The sequence below is a fragment of the Dissulfurispira sp. genome (assembly GCF_036745535.1).
Lineage (GTDB): Bacteria > Nitrospirota > Thermodesulfovibrionia > Thermodesulfovibrionales > Dissulfurispiraceae > Dissulfurispira.
In genome coordinates this window covers 38,302-54,833 of the sequence record NZ_DAIOFX010000005.1, presented here as the reverse complement: position 1 = coordinate 54,833, position 16,532 = coordinate 38,302, and the positions used below count along the sequence as shown (strand labels likewise).

General features: G+C 44.7%; 16 protein-coding genes and 1 pseudogene. 11 read left to right on the top strand and 6 right to left on the bottom strand.

Annotated elements, in window-relative coordinates; genetic code table 11:
• The first annotated feature begins 64 nt into the window (after window positions 1-64).
• Both V7L97_RS02475 and extKL read left to right on the top strand, forming a co-directional pair.
• Window positions 65-367: a hypothetical protein gene (locus V7L97_RS02475; RefSeq protein WP_333653148.1), complete on the top strand. Its 303-nt coding sequence runs from the start codon at window positions 65-67 to the stop codon at window positions 365-367.
• 324 nt (window positions 368-691) lie between these two features.
• Window positions 692-1,984, top strand: a complete 1,293-nt coding sequence (extKL, locus tag V7L97_RS02470; RefSeq protein ID WP_333653147.1) for a multiheme c-type cytochrome (seleno)protein ExtKL — start codon at window positions 692-694, stop codon at window positions 1,982-1,984.
• Window positions 1,985-2,007: 23 nt separating this feature from the next.
• Here the strand turns inward: extKL and rsmA are convergent, their stop codons facing one another.
• Entirely contained in the window at window positions 2,008-2,817 is an 810-nt protein-coding gene (rsmA, locus tag V7L97_RS02465; protein ID WP_333653146.1) for a 16S rRNA (adenine(1518)-N(6)/adenine(1519)-N(6))-dimethyltransferase RsmA, read from the bottom strand.
• 43 nt (window positions 2,818-2,860) lie between these two features.
• On the opposite strand from rsmA, the gene V7L97_RS02460 reads away from it, so the two are divergent.
• Together V7L97_RS02460 and ligA are read left to right on the top strand one after the other, a co-directional pair.
• The gene (locus V7L97_RS02460; protein WP_333653145.1) at window positions 2,861-3,361 is read left to right on the top strand and encodes a CinA family protein; all 501 of its coding nucleotides are present in this window, start codon (window positions 2,861-2,863) and stop codon (window positions 3,359-3,361) included.
• Window positions 3,342-5,369 (top strand): NAD-dependent DNA ligase LigA, encoded by a 2,028-nt coding sequence (gene ligA / locus V7L97_RS02455; protein WP_333653144.1) that lies wholly within the window; start codon window positions 3,342-3,344, stop codon window positions 5,367-5,369. Before V7L97_RS02460 ends, ligA begins: the two co-directional genes overlap by 20 nt.
• A 5-nt stretch (window positions 5,370-5,374) precedes the next feature.
• Here the strand turns inward: ligA and V7L97_RS02450 are convergent, their stop codons facing one another.
• From V7L97_RS02450 to thiD, 3 genes are read right to left on the bottom strand one after another with little or no spacing between them, the layout of a single operon-like run.
• Entirely contained in the window at window positions 5,375-6,133 is a 759-nt protein-coding gene (locus V7L97_RS02450) for a hypothetical protein (protein WP_333653143.1), read from the bottom strand.
• Window positions 6,099-7,487 carry a DNA repair protein RadA gene (gene radA, locus V7L97_RS02445; protein ID WP_333653142.1) on the bottom strand — a complete coding sequence of 463 codons (1,389 nt, stop codon included), beginning with the start codon at window positions 7,485-7,487 and terminating at the stop codon, window positions 6,099-6,101. Before radA ends, V7L97_RS02450 begins: the two co-directional genes overlap by 35 nt.
• A complete protein-coding gene (gene thiD / locus V7L97_RS02440) occupies window positions 7,480-8,301 on the bottom strand; it encodes a bifunctional hydroxymethylpyrimidine kinase/phosphomethylpyrimidine kinase (protein ID WP_333653140.1) in 822 nt (273 codons plus the stop codon). The genes radA and thiD overlap by 8 nt, the downstream gene beginning before the upstream one ends.
• An 86-nt stretch (window positions 8,302-8,387) precedes the next feature.
• Here thiD and rplM point away from each other — a divergent pair, with 86 nt between their 5' ends.
• The 7 genes from rplM (at window position 8,388) to V7L97_RS02405 (ending at window position 13,304) form a co-directional block, all read left to right on the top strand.
• Entirely contained in the window at window positions 8,388-8,825 is a 438-nt protein-coding gene (gene rplM, locus V7L97_RS02435; RefSeq protein ID WP_333653138.1) for a 50S ribosomal protein L13, read from the top strand.
• A gap of 9 nt (window positions 8,826-8,834) precedes the next feature.
• A complete protein-coding gene (gene rpsI / locus V7L97_RS02430) occupies window positions 8,835-9,227 on the top strand; it encodes a 30S ribosomal protein S9 (RefSeq protein WP_333653135.1) in 393 nt (130 codons plus the stop codon).
• A gap of 210 nt (window positions 9,228-9,437) precedes the next feature.
• Window positions 9,438-10,478 carry an N-acetyl-gamma-glutamyl-phosphate reductase gene (gene argC, locus V7L97_RS02425; RefSeq protein ID WP_333653132.1) on the top strand — a complete coding sequence of 347 codons (1,041 nt, stop codon included), beginning with the start codon at window positions 9,438-9,440 and terminating at the stop codon, window positions 10,476-10,478.
• Window positions 10,475-11,686, top strand: a complete 1,212-nt coding sequence (gene argJ, locus V7L97_RS02420) for a bifunctional glutamate N-acetyltransferase/amino-acid acetyltransferase ArgJ (RefSeq protein ID WP_333653129.1) — start codon at window positions 10,475-10,477, stop codon at window positions 11,684-11,686. The genes argC and argJ overlap by 4 nt, the downstream gene beginning before the upstream one ends.
• 22 nt (window positions 11,687-11,708) lie before the next feature.
• On the top strand, window positions 11,709-12,044 hold the full coding sequence (locus V7L97_RS02415) for a hypothetical protein (protein WP_333653126.1): 336 nt from the start codon (window positions 11,709-11,711) through the stop codon (window positions 12,042-12,044).
• A gap of 139 nt (window positions 12,045-12,183) precedes the next feature.
• A complete protein-coding gene (locus V7L97_RS02410) occupies window positions 12,184-12,456 on the top strand; it encodes a nitronate monooxygenase (RefSeq protein ID WP_333653124.1) in 273 nt (90 codons plus the stop codon).
• Entirely contained in the window at window positions 12,456-13,304 is an 849-nt protein-coding gene (locus tag V7L97_RS02405; protein WP_333653122.1) for an NAD(P)H-dependent flavin oxidoreductase, read from the top strand. The genes V7L97_RS02410 and V7L97_RS02405 overlap by 1 nt, the downstream gene beginning before the upstream one ends.
• A gap of 12 nt (window positions 13,305-13,316) precedes the next feature.
• On the opposite strand, the gene tyrS is transcribed toward V7L97_RS02405, so the two are convergent.
• A complete protein-coding gene (tyrS, locus tag V7L97_RS02400) occupies window positions 13,317-14,531 on the bottom strand; it encodes a tyrosine--tRNA ligase (protein ID WP_333653119.1) in 1,215 nt (404 codons plus the stop codon).
• Between the two features lie 97 nt (window positions 14,532-14,628).
• Window positions 14,629-16,532 (bottom strand): annotated as a pseudogene (locus tag V7L97_RS02390) (propionyl-CoA synthetase).

Genomic DNA, 16,532 nt, shown 5'->3' with positions numbered 1-16,532 from the left:
CCCTTTGTTTCTATAGCCTCTATAAACTGGTTAATATGTCTATACCTATCTGGCAGTGTTATTGATGTTCCGTTTGATTGGTTTGTTGATAGCTGGTTTAATTATTTTTGGCCCAGTTGTTATTAACGCAGAGACAAAGCAGGAAAGGGTTGTCAATCTTACCGGAGGCGGTCTCTGTCAGAACAGCGCGATAACTATTATGGTAGAAGAGGTTTCCAAGCTTAAGCCAGGAGATATTCTTACCGTAGTAATAGAGACGGATAATAAGCACCTCATTAAGGCTGCCATAGCACTCGAAAAGCTCCCGGTTGTTTATGAAGAAATAACCGATATGGATCTAACCCGTTTTATAATCAAGCTAAAATAAACCGTCCTATTTATAAGCACATTCATTCTTTGCATATTAGGGGATATAGTATTTCCGCTTCATTCTCGACAGGCATCCAGCCTGTCTCCGAAGCTACGACAGCCCGCTTAACCATCCTTGGTACGCCTAGGCTGCCGAAGTCGCTCCAATACTATATCCCCCTATTTTTCAGGCCTAAACTTTTAATTTGACAATATCTTATATTTATAAGTAAAATCTGTCCCAGAAGTTTTAATTTTAGAAGCATAGAGGGGTGATGTCTATAGGGAATATGCAATAAGGGGATAGCACTTCATTCTAAAATTCATTAGCAGGAGGGGATTTATGCGATTATTGAGATTTATATCAGTCTTACTTTTTATTGTATTGCCGATGACGGTATTCGCAGCTCATCATGAGGGGATGAAGAAGGCAAAGACGATAGACGAACTCGCTGCGATGTATGATTCATCGAGCTGCAAGACCTGCCATGAGAAGATTTATCAGGATTGGGAAAAATCCACCCATTCCCGCTCAATTTTCGGAACAGGAAGGACTGCTGCAACAATTAAGACCACAATCGAAGTTGGATTAAAAGGCTGGGATTATTCGGGAGTTAAAAAGCCCGAAGATGTGAAAGTGAAACACTTGATGATATGTGCAAAGTGTCACTTGCCTCAGCTTCAGGATGCTGAAGACAGCGTTGCTCAAGAAATCGTAAAGGCAGTATACGCATATTCTGCTGGAGATGAAAAGGCAGAATCAACACTCAAGAAGCTGAGCATCAACTGCATGGTATGCCATAACCGGAATGCAATCATTCATAAATGGGTTGACGGATTCCCTGAAAAGGGCGTTGTTTACGGCTCAAAGGATGGCGTTCATGCAGACACTGCCAATCCAAAGATGAAGAAGAGCCCTATAATGGGCGAGTCCATTTTATGTGGACAGTGCCATGGACTTGGCCCTAACTTCGAACTTGAAAATCCATCCCAGTGCGGAACGCTCTATGGAAGCTATCTCTGGGCATATCAGGCAGAAGGAGGCACAGAGAAGTGTCAGGACTGCCACATGAGAAAGAGCGGTTTGGGACACAATATGCAGAGCTACAGAGACCCCGGCATGGGCAAGGCTGCTGTGAAGTTCGATGTTGAAGCCTATGGACATTACTGGAGGGACGGTGCAAAGATAGTGCCACAGGCATTTGTTAAGGTTGAAATGACCAACAAGACCGGTCACACAATTCCGGACGGCTGACCAACCCCGAACAGGCTGGTCCTGGAAGTGACCGCAAAGACACCTGATGGAAAAGAAGTTTTCAAGAAGTCAAAGATATATATGCCTGTACCTCAGCAGCTTGGCCGTGGCGACAGAATGGGCAGAGGCCCATACGAAAAGAGCGGTATGATCCGCGAGTCAGGCTTGCCTCCACATAAGACCGTAACAGAAAAGTTCGAAATCAACTTTCCGTTTGAGGATGTAAAAGAAGGCGACAAGAGTGTAAGGAAGATTCTTGCCCACGATATGACCATTGATATAGAACTCTGGTATCTGCCGTTCGGTGTGAAGGACGAAGAAAACTCCTTCCTCTGGCAGAAGGTCACAAAAAGTGTAAGCATCAGTAAAACAGGGAAGTAAGAATTCATGCGGGATAGCCTTCGCTATCCCGCATTTTTAACCAGATCGGAGAGCCTCGCAAATTCTTCGATGCTCAATGTCTCTGCCCTTCTGATAGGCTCTATTCCTGCATTAATCAGGATTTCCTTAATATCTTTTGAGATTGGTTTCAACGAATTTGATAGTGTTTTTCTTCGCTGTGCAAATGCTGTTTTCACTATTCTGAAGAATAACTTTTCATCCGCAACTATTACTTTTGGTTTTTCATATATCTCTATATGTATTACAGCAGAATCGACCTTTGGCACGGGTCTAAATGCACCTTTGGGAATAATGAATTTCAATTCTGGTTTGCCATAATACTGAACAGCAATGGAAAGAACACCATAATCTTTTGTGTTGGGCTTTCTAACAATCCTTTGCGCCACTTCCTTTTGGATTGTAAGGGTCATGGATTTAAGATTTTTTCGTGTCTCGATGAGTCTGAATATTATAGGTGTGGTTATGTAATAAGGAATATTTGCCACCACCTTGAATGGCTCAAGTTCTTCATAAGGGTATTTGAGTGCATCTCCGTGGATAAGTTCTATGTTAAATGGGTAAATGGGTAAATGGGTGAATGGGTGAGAGGATTTTATTTTTTCAATTTCTTCTTTCAGTTTAGTGTAAAGCTCTAAATCCAATTCAATAGCTATAACCTTTTTTGCGACCCCTGCAAGTATTTTGGTAAGTGTTCCAAGTCCCGGCCCGATTTCGACAACAGTATCATTATGCGTAATATCGGCAGCCTCAACAATTCTGTGTAAAATCGAGGGGTCAAAAAGGAAGTTCTGTCCCAGGTATTTTTTCGGCATAGCGAATTACATTTTATCCTGTTTTTGTGATATTTTTAAAAACATGACAAACGACGAAATCACAGAAGTTATTCAAAAGGTACACGAACTCCTTACAAAGAAAAAACTAACCATCTCTGTTGCCGAGTCCTGCACGGGCGGACTTATCAGCCATTTTCTGACAGCCCTTCCCGGCTCAAGTGCATTTTTTGATGCTGGAATAGTGACCTACTCCATTGAGTCAAAAAAGAGTATCCTCGGTGTTTCTTCCGGGACCATATCCAATTATGGAGTGGTGAGTGAGGAGACAGCAAGGGAGATGGCTGAAAAGGTAAGGATACTGACACGGACAGATTATTCCATTTCAGCCACAGGTAATCTTGGGCCAGATGCGCTTGAAGGCAAAGAAAGAGGACTCATTTATATAGCAGTAAGCAGGGAAGGGCAGACATTTTCAAGGGAACTCAGGCTGACAGGAGACAGGGAGGCGAACAAGGAAGAGGCAGCCTTGCAGACATTGATGTTTCTTGTTGAGATGATTGGCGATGACAGGAAAGATATCTGAAGATATAAAAAGAGAGATAGAAAGGCTTGTAAAGGAGCTTAACTATCATTGTTATCGCTATTATGTCCTTGACTCACCTGTCATCTCCGATGAAGAGTACGACAGGCTTTATTTTAAACTGAAGGGGCTCGAAGAAAAGTACGGTTATATCCTCCCTGACTCGCCGACACATAGAGTAGGCGCTCCACCCCTCGATAAATTTGAGAAGGTGAGGCATAAGGAGCCAATGCTCTCACTCGACAATGCCTTTTCTTACGATGAACTGAAGGAATTTGATAAAAGGGCGAAGAGGCTGAGCGGGACTCAAGAAGAGATTGAATACACAGTTGAGCCAAAATATGACGGCCTCGCCATTGAGCTTACATACAGGGATGGACTCCTTTATAAGGCATCCACAAGAGGTGATGGTTATGAAGGAGAGGATGTTACTCCGAATATCAAGACCATAAAATCAGCGCCTTTAAAGATAGAAGGGGTAAGTATTCCTGAAGAAATCGATATACGCGGCGAGGTCTATATGGACATTGAGGATTTTGAGAAGCTGAACAGGGAAAGAGAACAGAAAGGCGAACCGCTCTTTGCCAATCCGAGAAATGCTGCAGCAGGCTCGGTGAGACAGCTCGATTCATCTATAACCTCATCGCGGAAATTGCATCTCGTCTGTTATGGGATAGGGGCAATGAAGGGCATGGAATTTAAAAAACAAAGTGAACTCATAAAGTGGCTTGAAAAGGCACGATTCCCTATCCCTGCCATTATGAGGCAGGTAAAGGGAGTTGACAGCGTTATAGATGTTGCAAAAGAGATAGAGGAGAAACGAAGGACATTCCCTTTTGAGACAGACGGCGCTGTTGTCAAGGTGAATGATTTTAGTTTGCAGCGTCTTTTAGGCATTAAAACGAGGGAGCCTCGCTGGGCTATTGCCTATAAATTCCCTGCCCATCAGGGGACCACAAGGATAAGGGAAATACTGCCCAGTGTAGGCAGGACTGGCGTGATAACACCTGTTGCAATGCTTGAGCCTGTGAGGATTGGCGGCGTTACTGTTTCCCGTTCCACACTGCATAACTGGGATGAGATCGAGAGGAAGGATATAAAGGTGGGAGATTTTGTGGTGGTTGAAAGGGCAGGGGAAGTGATACCACATGTTATAACTGTGATAAAGGAAAAGAGGACAGGCAAGGAAAAAACATTTCCCATTCCCGAGAAATGTCCTGTCTGCGGCTCAAGAGTAATGAGAGAAGAAGGAGAAGTAGCTGTAAGGTGCATTGGTCTGGATTGCCCTGCACAAGTTCAGGAAAGGATAAGACATTTTGCAAGCAGGGCTGCAATGGATATCGAAGGGCTTGGCGAGAAGAATGTGGAATTGCTTTATTCAAAAGGGCTTATAGGCCATTTCATAGATATATACAAGCTGAAAAAGGACGACCTCCTTCAGCTTCCGAGATTTGCAGAAAAGTCCGCCCAGAATCTCATCGATGCCATTGAAAAAAGCAAACACGCTACCTTGTCTAAATTCCTCTATGCCCTCGGCATAGTGCACGTGGGAGAGTACGCTGCAAAGCTTCTATCTGAGAACTTTGAAAGGCTTGAAGGCCTTTATAATATAAAACCAGAGCGAATTATGGAGATAAGGCAGATGGGCGAAAAGATTGCCCAATCAGTGGCAAACTTTTTTAATGACCCTGAGAATCTGAGAACCATCGAGAGATTAAAGGCACTTGGACTCAAGATAACAAACCCTGATTTCAAAGGCAGGAAGAAGGAAAAAAGACCCCTTGATGGCCTTACTTTTGTGATAACAGGTTCGCTGCCTAAACCGAGGAAAGAGGTTGAGGACATGATAGAAAACCTCGGGGGTCACACATCATCCTCTGTTTCGAGGAGTACGGATTATCTCGTGGTTGGAGAGGAGCCAGGCTCAAAACTCCAGAAGGCCCGATCCCTTGGAGTAAAAACTGTTTCCCATGAGGAGTTATTAAAGATCATAGAGGAGAGGAAAAAGTGAGGGTACTATCTCGCAACCGAATACGATTTTACCTTTATCTTTACAATATAATTCTTAAACTCGATTTTTAGCCGCGAATTATACCAGACCGGCTTTGAATTCGAGGGCTGGTTCTGCTGATTGATTTCTTCCGTACTTTCATTATTGCTTTTTGCTGGTACGTCATAAAAGATCTTCAACTCTTCTCCATCATTAAGCTCGATGGTCTGCTGTACCGGCAGCAATGTTTTTTTGCTGATGAGTAATTTCCTGTAAGAGTTTTTTAATTCATATGCGTCTTCTTTTTCCTGCAATGTGTAATCTTTTATATTCCACCAGAAGAAGCTGTTTTTAAGGCCATCGATGAGTATTGTGCTTTTGTTTTTGTCTAATTTCGGCTTGCTCTTGATAATGCCGTTGTCTTCGCTTACTTCGCCTACAAGAAAGCCAAGATAATAGAGCCTGAGATTGAGTTTGTCTTCTGAAACATTCAATGATGCATCACCGCTCATTGTGCTGTCGTTTTTCTCATACTCAACTGATAAAACCGCCTCTATGGATTTGATGTTCTTAAGCTCTGAAAGGGCATTCTCAACGGGAATTCCCTCATAAGAGGGCAATTCCACATGTTTCGGAGCGCAAGAGACGGTAAAAAGTAGAAGGAGTAATGGAGTAATGGAGTAATGGAGTAATGATTTTATACGATGTGCAAATACTCCAACACTCCAATACTCCAACACTCCAGTGTTTTTAAATCCTGATATTCTCAATAACCTCTTCCACATCTTTGACTCCTATGATATTCAGCCCAAAATTATCTTTTAGTCTCTCTGCGTTGCCTTTAGGGATTATCGCCTTTTTAAAGCCTATCTTTGCAGCCTCTTTGAGCCGTGCATCTCCCTGCGCAACAGCCCTCACTTCACCTGATAATCCAACTTCGCCGAAGAGAAATGTTTTTGCATCTATGGGCACTTCCCTGAATGACGATACAATGGCCGAGATTATGCCTATATCTGCTGCAGGCTCGAGTATTTTCAAGCCTCCCACAATATTGATGAATACATCCATTCCGCCAAGATGTATTCCTGCCTTTTTTTCGAGGACTGCTATCAATAGATTCACCCTGTTGAAATCAACTCCCATGCTTGTCCTTCTCGGCATACCGAAGGTTGTTGGAGAGACGAGTGCCTGCAATTCGACCAATAAAGGCCGTGTGCCTTCCATGGTTGCAATCACTGTTGAGCCGGATACACCCAATGGCCTCTCTGACATGAACAACTCAGATGGGTTGGTTATCTCTATGAGTCCCTCATCCGTCATCTCAAAGACGCCGATCTCATTTGTCGAACCAAATCTGTTTTTAATTGTCCTTAATATTCGATAAGGATGCCCCCTGTCTCCTTCGAAATACAAGACCGTGTCAACTAAATGCTCCAATACCCTCGGCCCTGCAATTGCACCTTCCTTGGTTACATGGCCTATCAGGAATACAGGTATTTCCGATCTTTTTGCAAAGAACATGAGCTTTGCTGCAGACTCCCTGATCTGGCCAACGGAGCCGGGTGCTGATGTGAGTTCTTCTGTATAAATGGTTTGTATGGAGTCGACAACCACTGCCGACGGCCTTAAATCCTCGGCAGTCCTGATGATATTTTCGACCAGTGTTTCAGGCAGAAGCATAATATTGTCAGAGTCTATGGAAAGACGCTCTGCACGTAATTTTATCTGCTCAGGAGACTCCTCGCCAGAGACATATAAAACAGTCCGGAGTCCTGAGTCCGGTGTTTGGAGTTTAGTATCTGATATTTGACTCTTGGCTATTTCCGCTACTGCCTGAAGCAGCAGCGTGGATTTCCCGATGCCCGGATCGCCGCCTATGAGGATTATTGCACCGTTTACAAGCCCTCCTCCCAATACCCTGTCGAATTCATTTATTCCGACGGCGGTTCTCTTTTCCTTGCCTCCAATTATCCTGCTTAATGGCTGAGGCTCGGAGGCTCCGAAGGATTTCAAGGTCTTTGGACTCTGCTTTTCTTCGGCAAAGCTGTTCCATGCGCCGCAATCAGGGCATTTGCCGAGCCATTTTGGGCTCGCATATCCGCATGCCTGACATTGAAAAACTGTTTTGATCTTAGACATGAAGCAGCCTCATACCCTTGCCGATGCTATAGGCATTCTTTATGGCAATATCCACAAACTTCTTCGCCTTTCTGGTAGCCTCTATAACAGATATGCCTTTTGCGAGGCAGGCAGTTATTGCAGCAGAAAATGCACACCCTGTCCCGTGATATTCGCCTTTTATCTTTTTGCCCCTTAGACGATGAAATTTTTCTCCGTCATATATTAAATCTAATGTTTCTCCATCGCTTCTGACTTCTGACTTCTGACTTCTGACTTCTTCGAAATGCCCGCCTGTTATTATTACTGTTTCAGTGCCCAATTTTTTTAATTCCATAGCAGCCATTTCCATATCCTTTTCATCCATTATGTTTATGCCGGAAATGGCAGTTGCCTCGTAGATATTCGGTGTTATGACTTTTGCGAGAGGGAATAGGTCTTCCTTGAGTGCATCGAGGACGCCGTTTTCCATCAGGCTCGTGCCTGTGGATGATATGGTTACAGGGTCTATGATCAAATTCTCAAGTTCGTAGCCTTTTATAATTTTTGCCACTGCCTTTACAGCATCTATGGAAAAGAGCATTCCCGTCTTAATGGCATCGGGTCTAATGTCACTAACGAGAGTATTAAGCTGCTCCTCAAGGAATTTCCCGTCAACTTTCAAAATTGCATTCATCTCATATGTGTTCTGTGCTGTAAGTGCAGAGACTGCTGAAAGGCCGTAAACGCCGAAGTAGTTGAAAACCCTGATATCTGCCTGCAATCCTGCCCCTCCTGTTGGGTCAGAGCCTGCTATGGTAAGGGCTGTCTTCATGAAATGTATTATATCAGGCATGAGAGAATGTTGACAAATCTATATGATTTCTATTATCTTATACACTCTTAATTCATCGAATTCAATAGTTAAGGGAAGGCGTATAGATGAAGACGACGAAGTTTGCAAAAAAGGAAGACATTAATCGTAAATGGTATGTTGTCGATGCAAAAGACCAGATCCTCGGCAGGCTGAGCTGCCAGATTGCATCATACCTCCGCGGCAAGCATAAGCCTGTATTTACTCCAAATGTGGATACAGGGGATTTTGTGATTGTTGTCAATGCGGATAAGGTTAAGGTTACAGGCAAAAAGATGACAGATAAAATGTATTACAGGCATAGCGGCTATATCGGAAGCATAAAGGAAAAGGCGCTTAAGGACAGGATGAAAGAAGAGCCTGAAAATGTAATAATGGATGCAGTGTGGGGGATGCTCCCGAAGAACAGGCTCGGCAGGGCAATGATCAAGAAATTAAAGGTATATCGCGGCTCTGAACACGGCCATGCTGCACAGAAACCTGAATTAATACAAATTACAAAATAAGGAGTAAAGATGGCTGCACTACAGTACAACTCAACAGGCAGAAGAAAGAGGTCAATAGCACGGGTTACACTGGTTCCCGGCAAAGGCAAGATTACCGTAAACAACAGGGAATTCGAAAACTACTTCCCGAGGGAAACTCTGAGGATGATTATAAGGCAGCCGTTTCAGGTTGCAGGCGTAATCGGCAAATACGATGTGGAAGCCAGTGTTGAGGGCGGCGGTTTGAGCGGCCAGGCAGGCGCATTAAGGCATGGCATTGCAAGGGCATTGGTTATGGTTGACGCTGATCTGAAGACAAAGCTCAAGAAAGAGGGGCTTCTGACAAGAGACCCGAGAGAGGTTGAGAGAAAGAAGTACGGATTGAAGGGCGCGAGAAGAAGGTTCCAATTCTCCAAGAGATAATAGATACGGTTTGCTCATTGTTAATATAACCGAAAGCCCGTTCCCTGAACGGGCTTTGTTTTTAGCACAAATTATTTATAGGGTTGCAACGAAAAACATGGATAGCAGGTATGCGCTCAAAGCCGCACCCTTTTCGGCACACCTGCTATCCAGTATTAGAAAGTTTCTTTGCGGATTATGAAAAGGCTTATTAATTAAGCAGGTGAAACTATGATAAAAGCAGCGATTTGCGGCGGCAGCGGGTATACGGGTGCTGAGCTTTTGCGTATCCTTTCGGGACATCCTGAAGTCGAGATAACTGCCGTTACATCTGAAAAATCAGCAGGCAAGAAGGTTACAGACCTTTTTCCGCATCTTCACAAGTATTCTTACCTTATTTACGAGCCATTGGATAAAGAAAAAATCCTGAATAAGGCAGATGTATTTTTTATGGCACTGCCTCATGCAGCGTCTCAGGAGGCGGTGGATTATTTCTTTAAGAAGGGCAAAAAGGTTATAGACCTCTCTGCCGATTACCGTTTGTCAGATCCGGCAGTTTATGAGGAATGGTATAAGACAACCCATAATTATGCCGATACATTAAAAAATGCTGTTTACGGCCTTCCTGAGCTTCATCGTGAGAAGATCAAACAGTCAAGTCTTATTGCCAATCCAGGCTGCTATCCGACAAGTGCTATTTTAGGATTATACCCTGCGATGAAAGAAGGCATTATCGATATTGAGAATATTATCGTCGATTCCAAATCAGGTACATCCGGCGCAGGGAGAAAGGCTGATACGGCATTTTCCTATTGTGAGGTGAACGAAGGTTTTAAGGCATACGGTATTGCCGTACACCGCCACACGCCCGAGATAGAGCAGGAATTATCAGCAATTGCAGGCAAAAAGATAACCATAAACTTTACACCCCATCTTGTTCCTATGGACAGGGGGATAATCTCAACTATATATGGGAAGATGCTTAAAAAGATTGATACTGCGGATATTCTTGACGTTTACAAAAAATATTATGATGCAGAGCCTTTTGTTAATGTCCTCGATGAGGGCATTTATCCGAATGCAAAGAATGTCCGCGGCAGTAACTTCGTTGAGATAGGGCTTAAGGTGAACAAGCGCACAAATACGCTGATTATTGTCTCTGCAATAGACAACCTTGTTAAAGGCGCATCAGGACAGGCAGTGCAGAACATGAATATTATAATGGGATTTAAAGAGACCACTGCTCTTGAGTCATTGGCGGTGTTTCCATGAAAGCCATGAAAACGATGGAAAAAGGTACAATATTCCAACCCAAAGGTTTTCTTTTTTCTGCTGTTGAGGCGGCTATCAAGAAGCCCGGCAGGAAAGACCTCGCCCTTATATTTTCCGAAAGAGAGGCTGTTATTTCAGGCATGTTCACAAAAAACAATGTTAAGGCTGCGCCTGTGAAACTCGATATGAAGCGGATTGAATCAGGCAAAGGGCAGGCCATTATCGTAAACAGCGGCAATGCCAATGCATGCACCGGCAAACAGGGAATGAAGGATGCTGTAGAGATGGCAGAAATGACCGCTAAAACACTCGGCGTGAAGACAGACAGGGTCTATGTCTGCTCAACAGGTGTTATAGGTACGCCTATGCCTATGGAACGTATTCGTTCTAAGATCACCGAGCTTGTAGATAATCTCGGAAGGAGAACAATCGATGATGTGGCTGCTGCCATTATGACAACTGATACATTTCCAAAGGCAATAAGCAAAGTGATAAAGATTGACGGCAAGGTAATTACCATTTCAGGCGTATGCAAAGGTGCAGGCATGATATGCCCTAATATGGCGACAATGCTCTGCTTTATCGTGACCGATGCCAATATAGATAAATCAGCCCTTGATAAGGCCTTAAAAAATGCCGTGCAGAAGTCATTCAACAGGATAACTATTGACGGCGACATGTCTACGAATGATACTGTCCTGATTATGGCAAACGGCCTGTCCGGCAATGCCTTAATCAAGAAGAAGTCAAAGGAATTCAATAAATTTGCAGATGCGGTTTCCGATATAACATATGAACTGAGCAAGATGATAGTAAAGGACGGAGAGGGTGCAACAAAGCTTGTGGAAATAGAGGTGAAAAACGCAAAGAATGAAAGAGATGCTGAAAAAGGCGCCTTTGCTATTGCAAATTCTTTGCTTGTGAAGACCGCAATATACGGCAATGATGCAAACTGGGGACGGATAATGGCAGCGCTTGGATACTCAGGGATTGCAATTAAAGAAGGAATGACCGATATATTTTTGAATGGGCTTAAAATAGTCAGTAAGGGTATGGGAACTGGCAAGGATAAAGAGGCGAATGAAAAACTGAAAAATAAAGAGATTAAGATAGTTGTGGACCTTCATCTCCGTAGAGGCGCAGCAAAGGTGCTTACATGCGATCTGACAGAGGATTATGTAAAGATAAATGCGGAGTACAGGACATAAAAACAATGAAGAGTTATGAGTTATGAGAATTTTTGAGTTAAAAAATGAGGCATTGAAATCAGAAAATGGAGAGCATATCCTTGGCTTTAAAGAGACCGGAAGCCATGCCTGTTATATGATATACGGGATTTTAAAGCCGGGAGAAAAAGGAAGGGTGATAAAGCCCGGAGAGGGACATGAGGAAATTGTTCTTGCGATGAAGGGCGATATCGCAGTAACGGGACACTATGCAGGAACTTTGAAGGAAGGCGCTGCCCTTCATATTACAGGAGAGTATGAATGCTTTTTGGAGAATAAAGGCATTTCTGAGGCCATCTATATAATCGCCGGTGGACATTCCGAAGGGAGGCATCACTGAAAGCTTGCAATAGTTTCCTCTTGATAAAATACCCCTCGGTAAGCGATTATAAACAAGAGTTAAAAACGGCGCAAACCTTCTTATTTAACCGGATTCTCTGTCAATCGTTTTTGCCTCACAACTTTTTCAAGGGGTTATAATGTTGTGTTTTGAGTCTGCATTGCCGGAGCTTGTAATTAAAGGTAAAAGAATAAAGGTGCCTATCATTCAAGGCGGGATGGGAGTTGGAGTATCATTGTACCCACTCGCGAGCGCTGTTGCAAAGGAGGGCGGTCTCGGTATTGTTTCAAGTGCCTGTCTTGACAGGCTTGTTTCAAAGAGAACCGGCAAAAAAATACAATTCATACGAGGCTGCATACGAGGAGGTTTCCCTCGCAAAGGGCAGAAGGCGGTTTTGCCGGCATCAATATAATGGGTGCCCTGGTAAGGGATTACAATGATTCGGTCAAGGGAGCGCTTGATGCCGGAGCCGATGCCATTATTTCCGGCGCTGGCTTGCCGCTCACCCTTCCTGCTATTCAGCCGCCCAGGGATACCGCCCTTATACCTATAGTATCTTCTGCAAGGGCGCTTGAGATAATATGCAAAAAATGGGAGAGATTGGGCTACATGCCTGATGCAGTAGTGCTCGAAGGACCTCTTGCCGGAGGACATCTTGGATTTAAAATTGACCAGATAGATATCGAACCCAACAAGCTCGAAAACCTTTTGCCTCCGGTTAAAGACATGGCAAAGAAGTACGGAGATTTTCCCGTCATAGTTGCCGGAGGGATTTACACGTATGATGATATATCAAGATTTATAAAAATGGGGGCTGACGGCGTCCAGATGGGCACAAGATTTCTCGCTACAGAGGAAAGCAGCGCGTCGGGTGAATATAAGCAGGCTGTGATTGCGGCAAAGGAGGAGGATATTGTAGTTGCACACGATCCGGGCTCGCCGTGCGGACTCCCGTTCAGGGTGATAAAGCAATCTCCCATGTATGTCTCTTCACTTAAAAGGCTGAGACCTCCCAAATGCGACAAAGGCTATGTGCTTCTCAAGGATAAAGAAGGTAAGTTTACCATCTGCCCTGCAAAGGAAAGCAATGAGCATCACTTCTGCATCTGCAACGGTCTTCTGAGTTCAGCCGGTTATAACCGTGACAGGGAAGAACCGCTTTATACCGTTGGGACAAATGCATCAAGGATTGACAGGATAGTTTCCGTAAAGGCGTTGATGGATGAATTAACTGGCAAGGCGCCGGCTGCAGTTGTCTAAAAAGCAGGAAGCCTATTTTGCAACGACTTTAATGAACTTCCTTTTCCCTGCCTTGATCAGGTAATTTCCCCTTTTGAAGCCCTTTTGATGGTCTGTGATTTTCTGGTCATCAACGCTTACCGCCCCCTGTTTAATCAGCCTCATTGCTTCGCCGGTGCTCGGCGTGATGCCTGACAGTTTCATGATCTTTGGAAGCCACATCTCCTCCTCATCATCCCATTGAAGTTCAAAGACAGGTATTTCATCGGGAACGCCCTTTTCTTTAAAGATATGGTCGAATTCTTCCTTTGCATGTATTGCCGCTTCTTTGCCCCAATATCTCTCCACAATCTCAATTGCAAGGTTTTCCTTGGCCTTCTTAGGATGGACTTCCCCTGACTTTAACCCTTCCTTAAGGTTATTGAGTTCTTCAATACTGATATGGCTCAACAATTCATAGTATTTGATCATTAACTCATCGCTAATGGACATTAGCTTGCCATACATATCCTTCGGAGATTCCGATATTCCTATATAATTGCCGAGGCTTTTTGACATCTTTTTTACGCCGTCAAGCCCTTCAAGCAATGGCATTATAATTAGAGATTGCGGCTCCTGACCATATTCCTGTTGCAACTCCCTTCCCATCAAGAGATTGAACCTCTGGTCTGTGCCTCCAAGCTCTACATCTATATTGAGCACAACAGAGTCGTAACCCTGAAGCAGCGGATACATGAATTCGTGTATGCCTATCGGGCTATGGCCTGTAAACCTCTGCTTGAAGTCTTCTCGTTCGAGCATTCTTGCGACGGTTTGTTTTGCCTGAAGCCTGACTATATCCATAGCAGTAAGGTTCATAAGCCACTCGCTGTTGAATTTTATCTGTGTCTTTTGCGGGTCAAGGATTTTAAATACCTGCTCTTTGTATGTCTCTGCGTTTTTCAATACATCTTCTCTTGTCAATGGTTTTCTTGTCTCTGATTTGCCTGTGGGGTCGCCGATCATGCCTGTGAAATCGCCGATGAGGAAGATGACCACATGCCCCAGTTCCTGAAGCTGCCGCATCTTTTCAAGAAGCACTGTATGTCCTAAATGTATGTCAGGGGCTGTAGGGTCAAAGCCTGCCTTGATCTTTAAAGGCCGGTTTTCCTTGAAGGACTTCTCCAGTTTGTGGAGAAGCTCTTTTTCGAGGAGGATCTCGACAGTGCCTCTTTTTATTATCTCGAACTGTTTTTCCGGCGAAAGCATAACAAATATGATAAAACAGGCACGGGATTATAGGCAAGGGTAAATCTGCATCCTCTGATGCCTGCTCATCTTAAAATCGAATGGAACAAAAGGGTTTTTATTGCCGCTTTTGCGCATACCCTGACAGCTTCATAGCCTGCTCTATTTCGCCGAGAATGGCGGGGTCGTCAATGGTCGACGGCATGGAATATGCTTCTCCGTCAGCTATTTTCCTCATGATTCCCCTGAGTATTTTGCCAGAGCGGGTCTTCGGCAGCCGGGCAACAATACATGTCTCTTTATAACATGCGATGGGGCCTATGGTGTTGCGAACCATACGGACAAGTTCTTTTTTGATCTCGTCATGGTCTTTGGAAACACCGGCCTTAAGGACTACAAGACCGAGCGGAAGTTGTCCTTTAAGACTGTCATGCACTCCGATGACAGCGCATTCGGCTACGTCCGGATGCGTGGCGACCACTTCTTCCATCTCTCCGGTCGAAAGTCTGTGTCCGGCTACATTAATTACATCGTCAACACGCCCCATGATATAGACATAGCTGTCTTCGTCTATGAAACCGCCGTCGCTGGTGAAATAATATCCCGGGAAAGGAGAAAGATATGACTGGACAAATCTATCGTCCGCATTCCACAGCACAGGCAATGTGCCGGGCGGTAAGGGAAGTTTTATGACAACGAGTCCTTCTTGTTTGCTTGCAAGGCATTTGCCGCTGCTGTCGAGTATTCGCACATCAAAGCCGGGCACCGGTTTTGTGGATGAGCCGGGCTTTACGGGAAAAGGCTCTATACCCATGCAATTTGCCGTAATAGGCCAGCCTGTCTCTGTCTGCCACCAGTGGTCGATGACCGGTTTTTTGAGCAGGTTGTGAGCCCAGTGATAAGTGTCGGGGTCAAGACGCTCTCCGGCGAGGAATAGATATTTGAAGTCTGAGAGGTCATGCTTTTTCATATATTCTCCGGAGGGGTCTTCTTTTTTTTATGGCCGGAGGGCTGTAGGAGCGGTGAAGAGAGTTTTAACGCTGTGCTGTGATATTACCCTCCAGAATGCTCCGGGATCGGGAGTGCCTACAGATTTCCCTTCATAAAGGATCGTGGTGCACCCTGTCAGAAGAGGGCCGTAAACTATGTACGAATGTCCTACCACCCATCCTACATCGGATGCAGCCCAGTAAACATCTCCGGGTTTTGTGTCGTAGATGTGCTCGAGACTCCAGCGCAGGGCTACAGCGTGGCCTCCGTTGTCTCTAACAACACCTTTGGGTTTGTCGGTCGTGCCGGAGGTGTAAAGTATGTAAAGCGGATCTGTCGCTTTAACCGGTTCGCAATCAGCAGGCATGGCATTTTTTAACAGTTCTTCCCAATCAATGTCCCTGCCGTCAATTAGGGGCGCTTTTACAAGGCTCCTCTGGTAAATGATGCATTTTTGCGGCTTATGCTCCGCAAGCTCTATGGCTTTGTCCAGAAGCGGCTTGTATTCAATAAGCCTTTTGACTTCTACAGCGCCGGAGGCTGAGATTACGACTTTCGGCTTAGCGTCGTCTATCCTTATTGCAAGCTCATGTGAAGCGAAGCCTCCGAATACTACCGAATGCACGGCTCCGAGACGGGCGCAGGCAAGCATTGCCACGACTGCCTGAGGTATCATCGGCATATAGATGACAACTGTATCGCCTCTGCCTACGCCGAGGTTTCTCAGTACGCCGGCAAAACGCGCTGTCATATCCCTCAGTTCTTTATAAGTGAATTTTTGTATGGTGTTAGTCACAGGGCTGTCGTATATCAATGCCACCTGATTTGCCCTGCCGCCTTCTACGTGCCTGTCTAAGGCGTTGTAGCAGGTGTTAAGTTCGCCGCCTGAGAACCAGCGGTAAAAAGGAGGATTGGTGTCGTCAAGAACTCTGTCCCATTTCTTATACCACGATATCGCTTCTGCGGCCTCCCCCCCCAGAAGCCTGCCGGATCGTTTATGCTTTTTTGAAAAAATTCCTCGTACCTCCTCAT

Coding starts and splice junctions, on each gene's coding strand:
- V7L97_RS02475 (WP_333653148.1), top strand. CDS start 65: ATGTTCCGTTTGATTGGTTTGTTGATAGCTGGTTTAATTATTTTTGGC.
- rsmA (WP_333653146.1), bottom strand. CDS start 2,817: ATGCCGAAAAAATACCTGGGACAGAACTTCCTTTTTGACCCCTCGATT.
- V7L97_RS02460 (WP_333653145.1), top strand. CDS start 2,861: ATGACAAACGACGAAATCACAGAAGTTATTCAAAAGGTACACGAACTC.
- ligA (WP_333653144.1), top strand. CDS start 3,342: ATGACAGGAAAGATATCTGAAGATATAAAAAGAGAGATAGAAAGGCTT.
- V7L97_RS02450 (WP_333653143.1), bottom strand. CDS start 6,133: ATGTGGAAGAGGTTATTGAGAATATCAGGATTTAAAAACACTGGAGTG.
- radA (WP_333653142.1), bottom strand. CDS start 7,487: ATGTCTAAGATCAAAACAGTTTTTCAATGTCAGGCATGCGGATATGCG.
- thiD (WP_333653140.1), bottom strand. CDS start 8,301: ATGCCTGATATAATACATTTCATGAAGACAGCCCTTACCATAGCAGGC.
- rplM (WP_333653138.1), top strand. CDS start 8,388: ATGAAGACGACGAAGTTTGCAAAAAAGGAAGACATTAATCGTAAATGG.
- rpsI (WP_333653135.1), top strand. CDS start 8,835: ATGGCTGCACTACAGTACAACTCAACAGGCAGAAGAAAGAGGTCAATA.
- argC (WP_333653132.1), top strand. CDS start 9,438: ATGATAAAAGCAGCGATTTGCGGCGGCAGCGGGTATACGGGTGCTGAG.
- argJ (WP_333653129.1), top strand. CDS start 10,475: ATGAAAGCCATGAAAACGATGGAAAAAGGTACAATATTCCAACCCAAA.
- V7L97_RS02415 (WP_333653126.1), top strand. CDS start 11,709: ATGAGAATTTTTGAGTTAAAAAATGAGGCATTGAAATCAGAAAATGGA.
- V7L97_RS02410 (WP_333653124.1), top strand. CDS start 12,184: ATGTTGTGTTTTGAGTCTGCATTGCCGGAGCTTGTAATTAAAGGTAAA.
- V7L97_RS02405 (WP_333653122.1), top strand. CDS start 12,456: ATGGGTGCCCTGGTAAGGGATTACAATGATTCGGTCAAGGGAGCGCTT.
- tyrS (WP_333653119.1), bottom strand. CDS start 14,531: ATGCTTTCGCCGGAAAAACAGTTCGAGATAATAAAAAGAGGCACTGTC.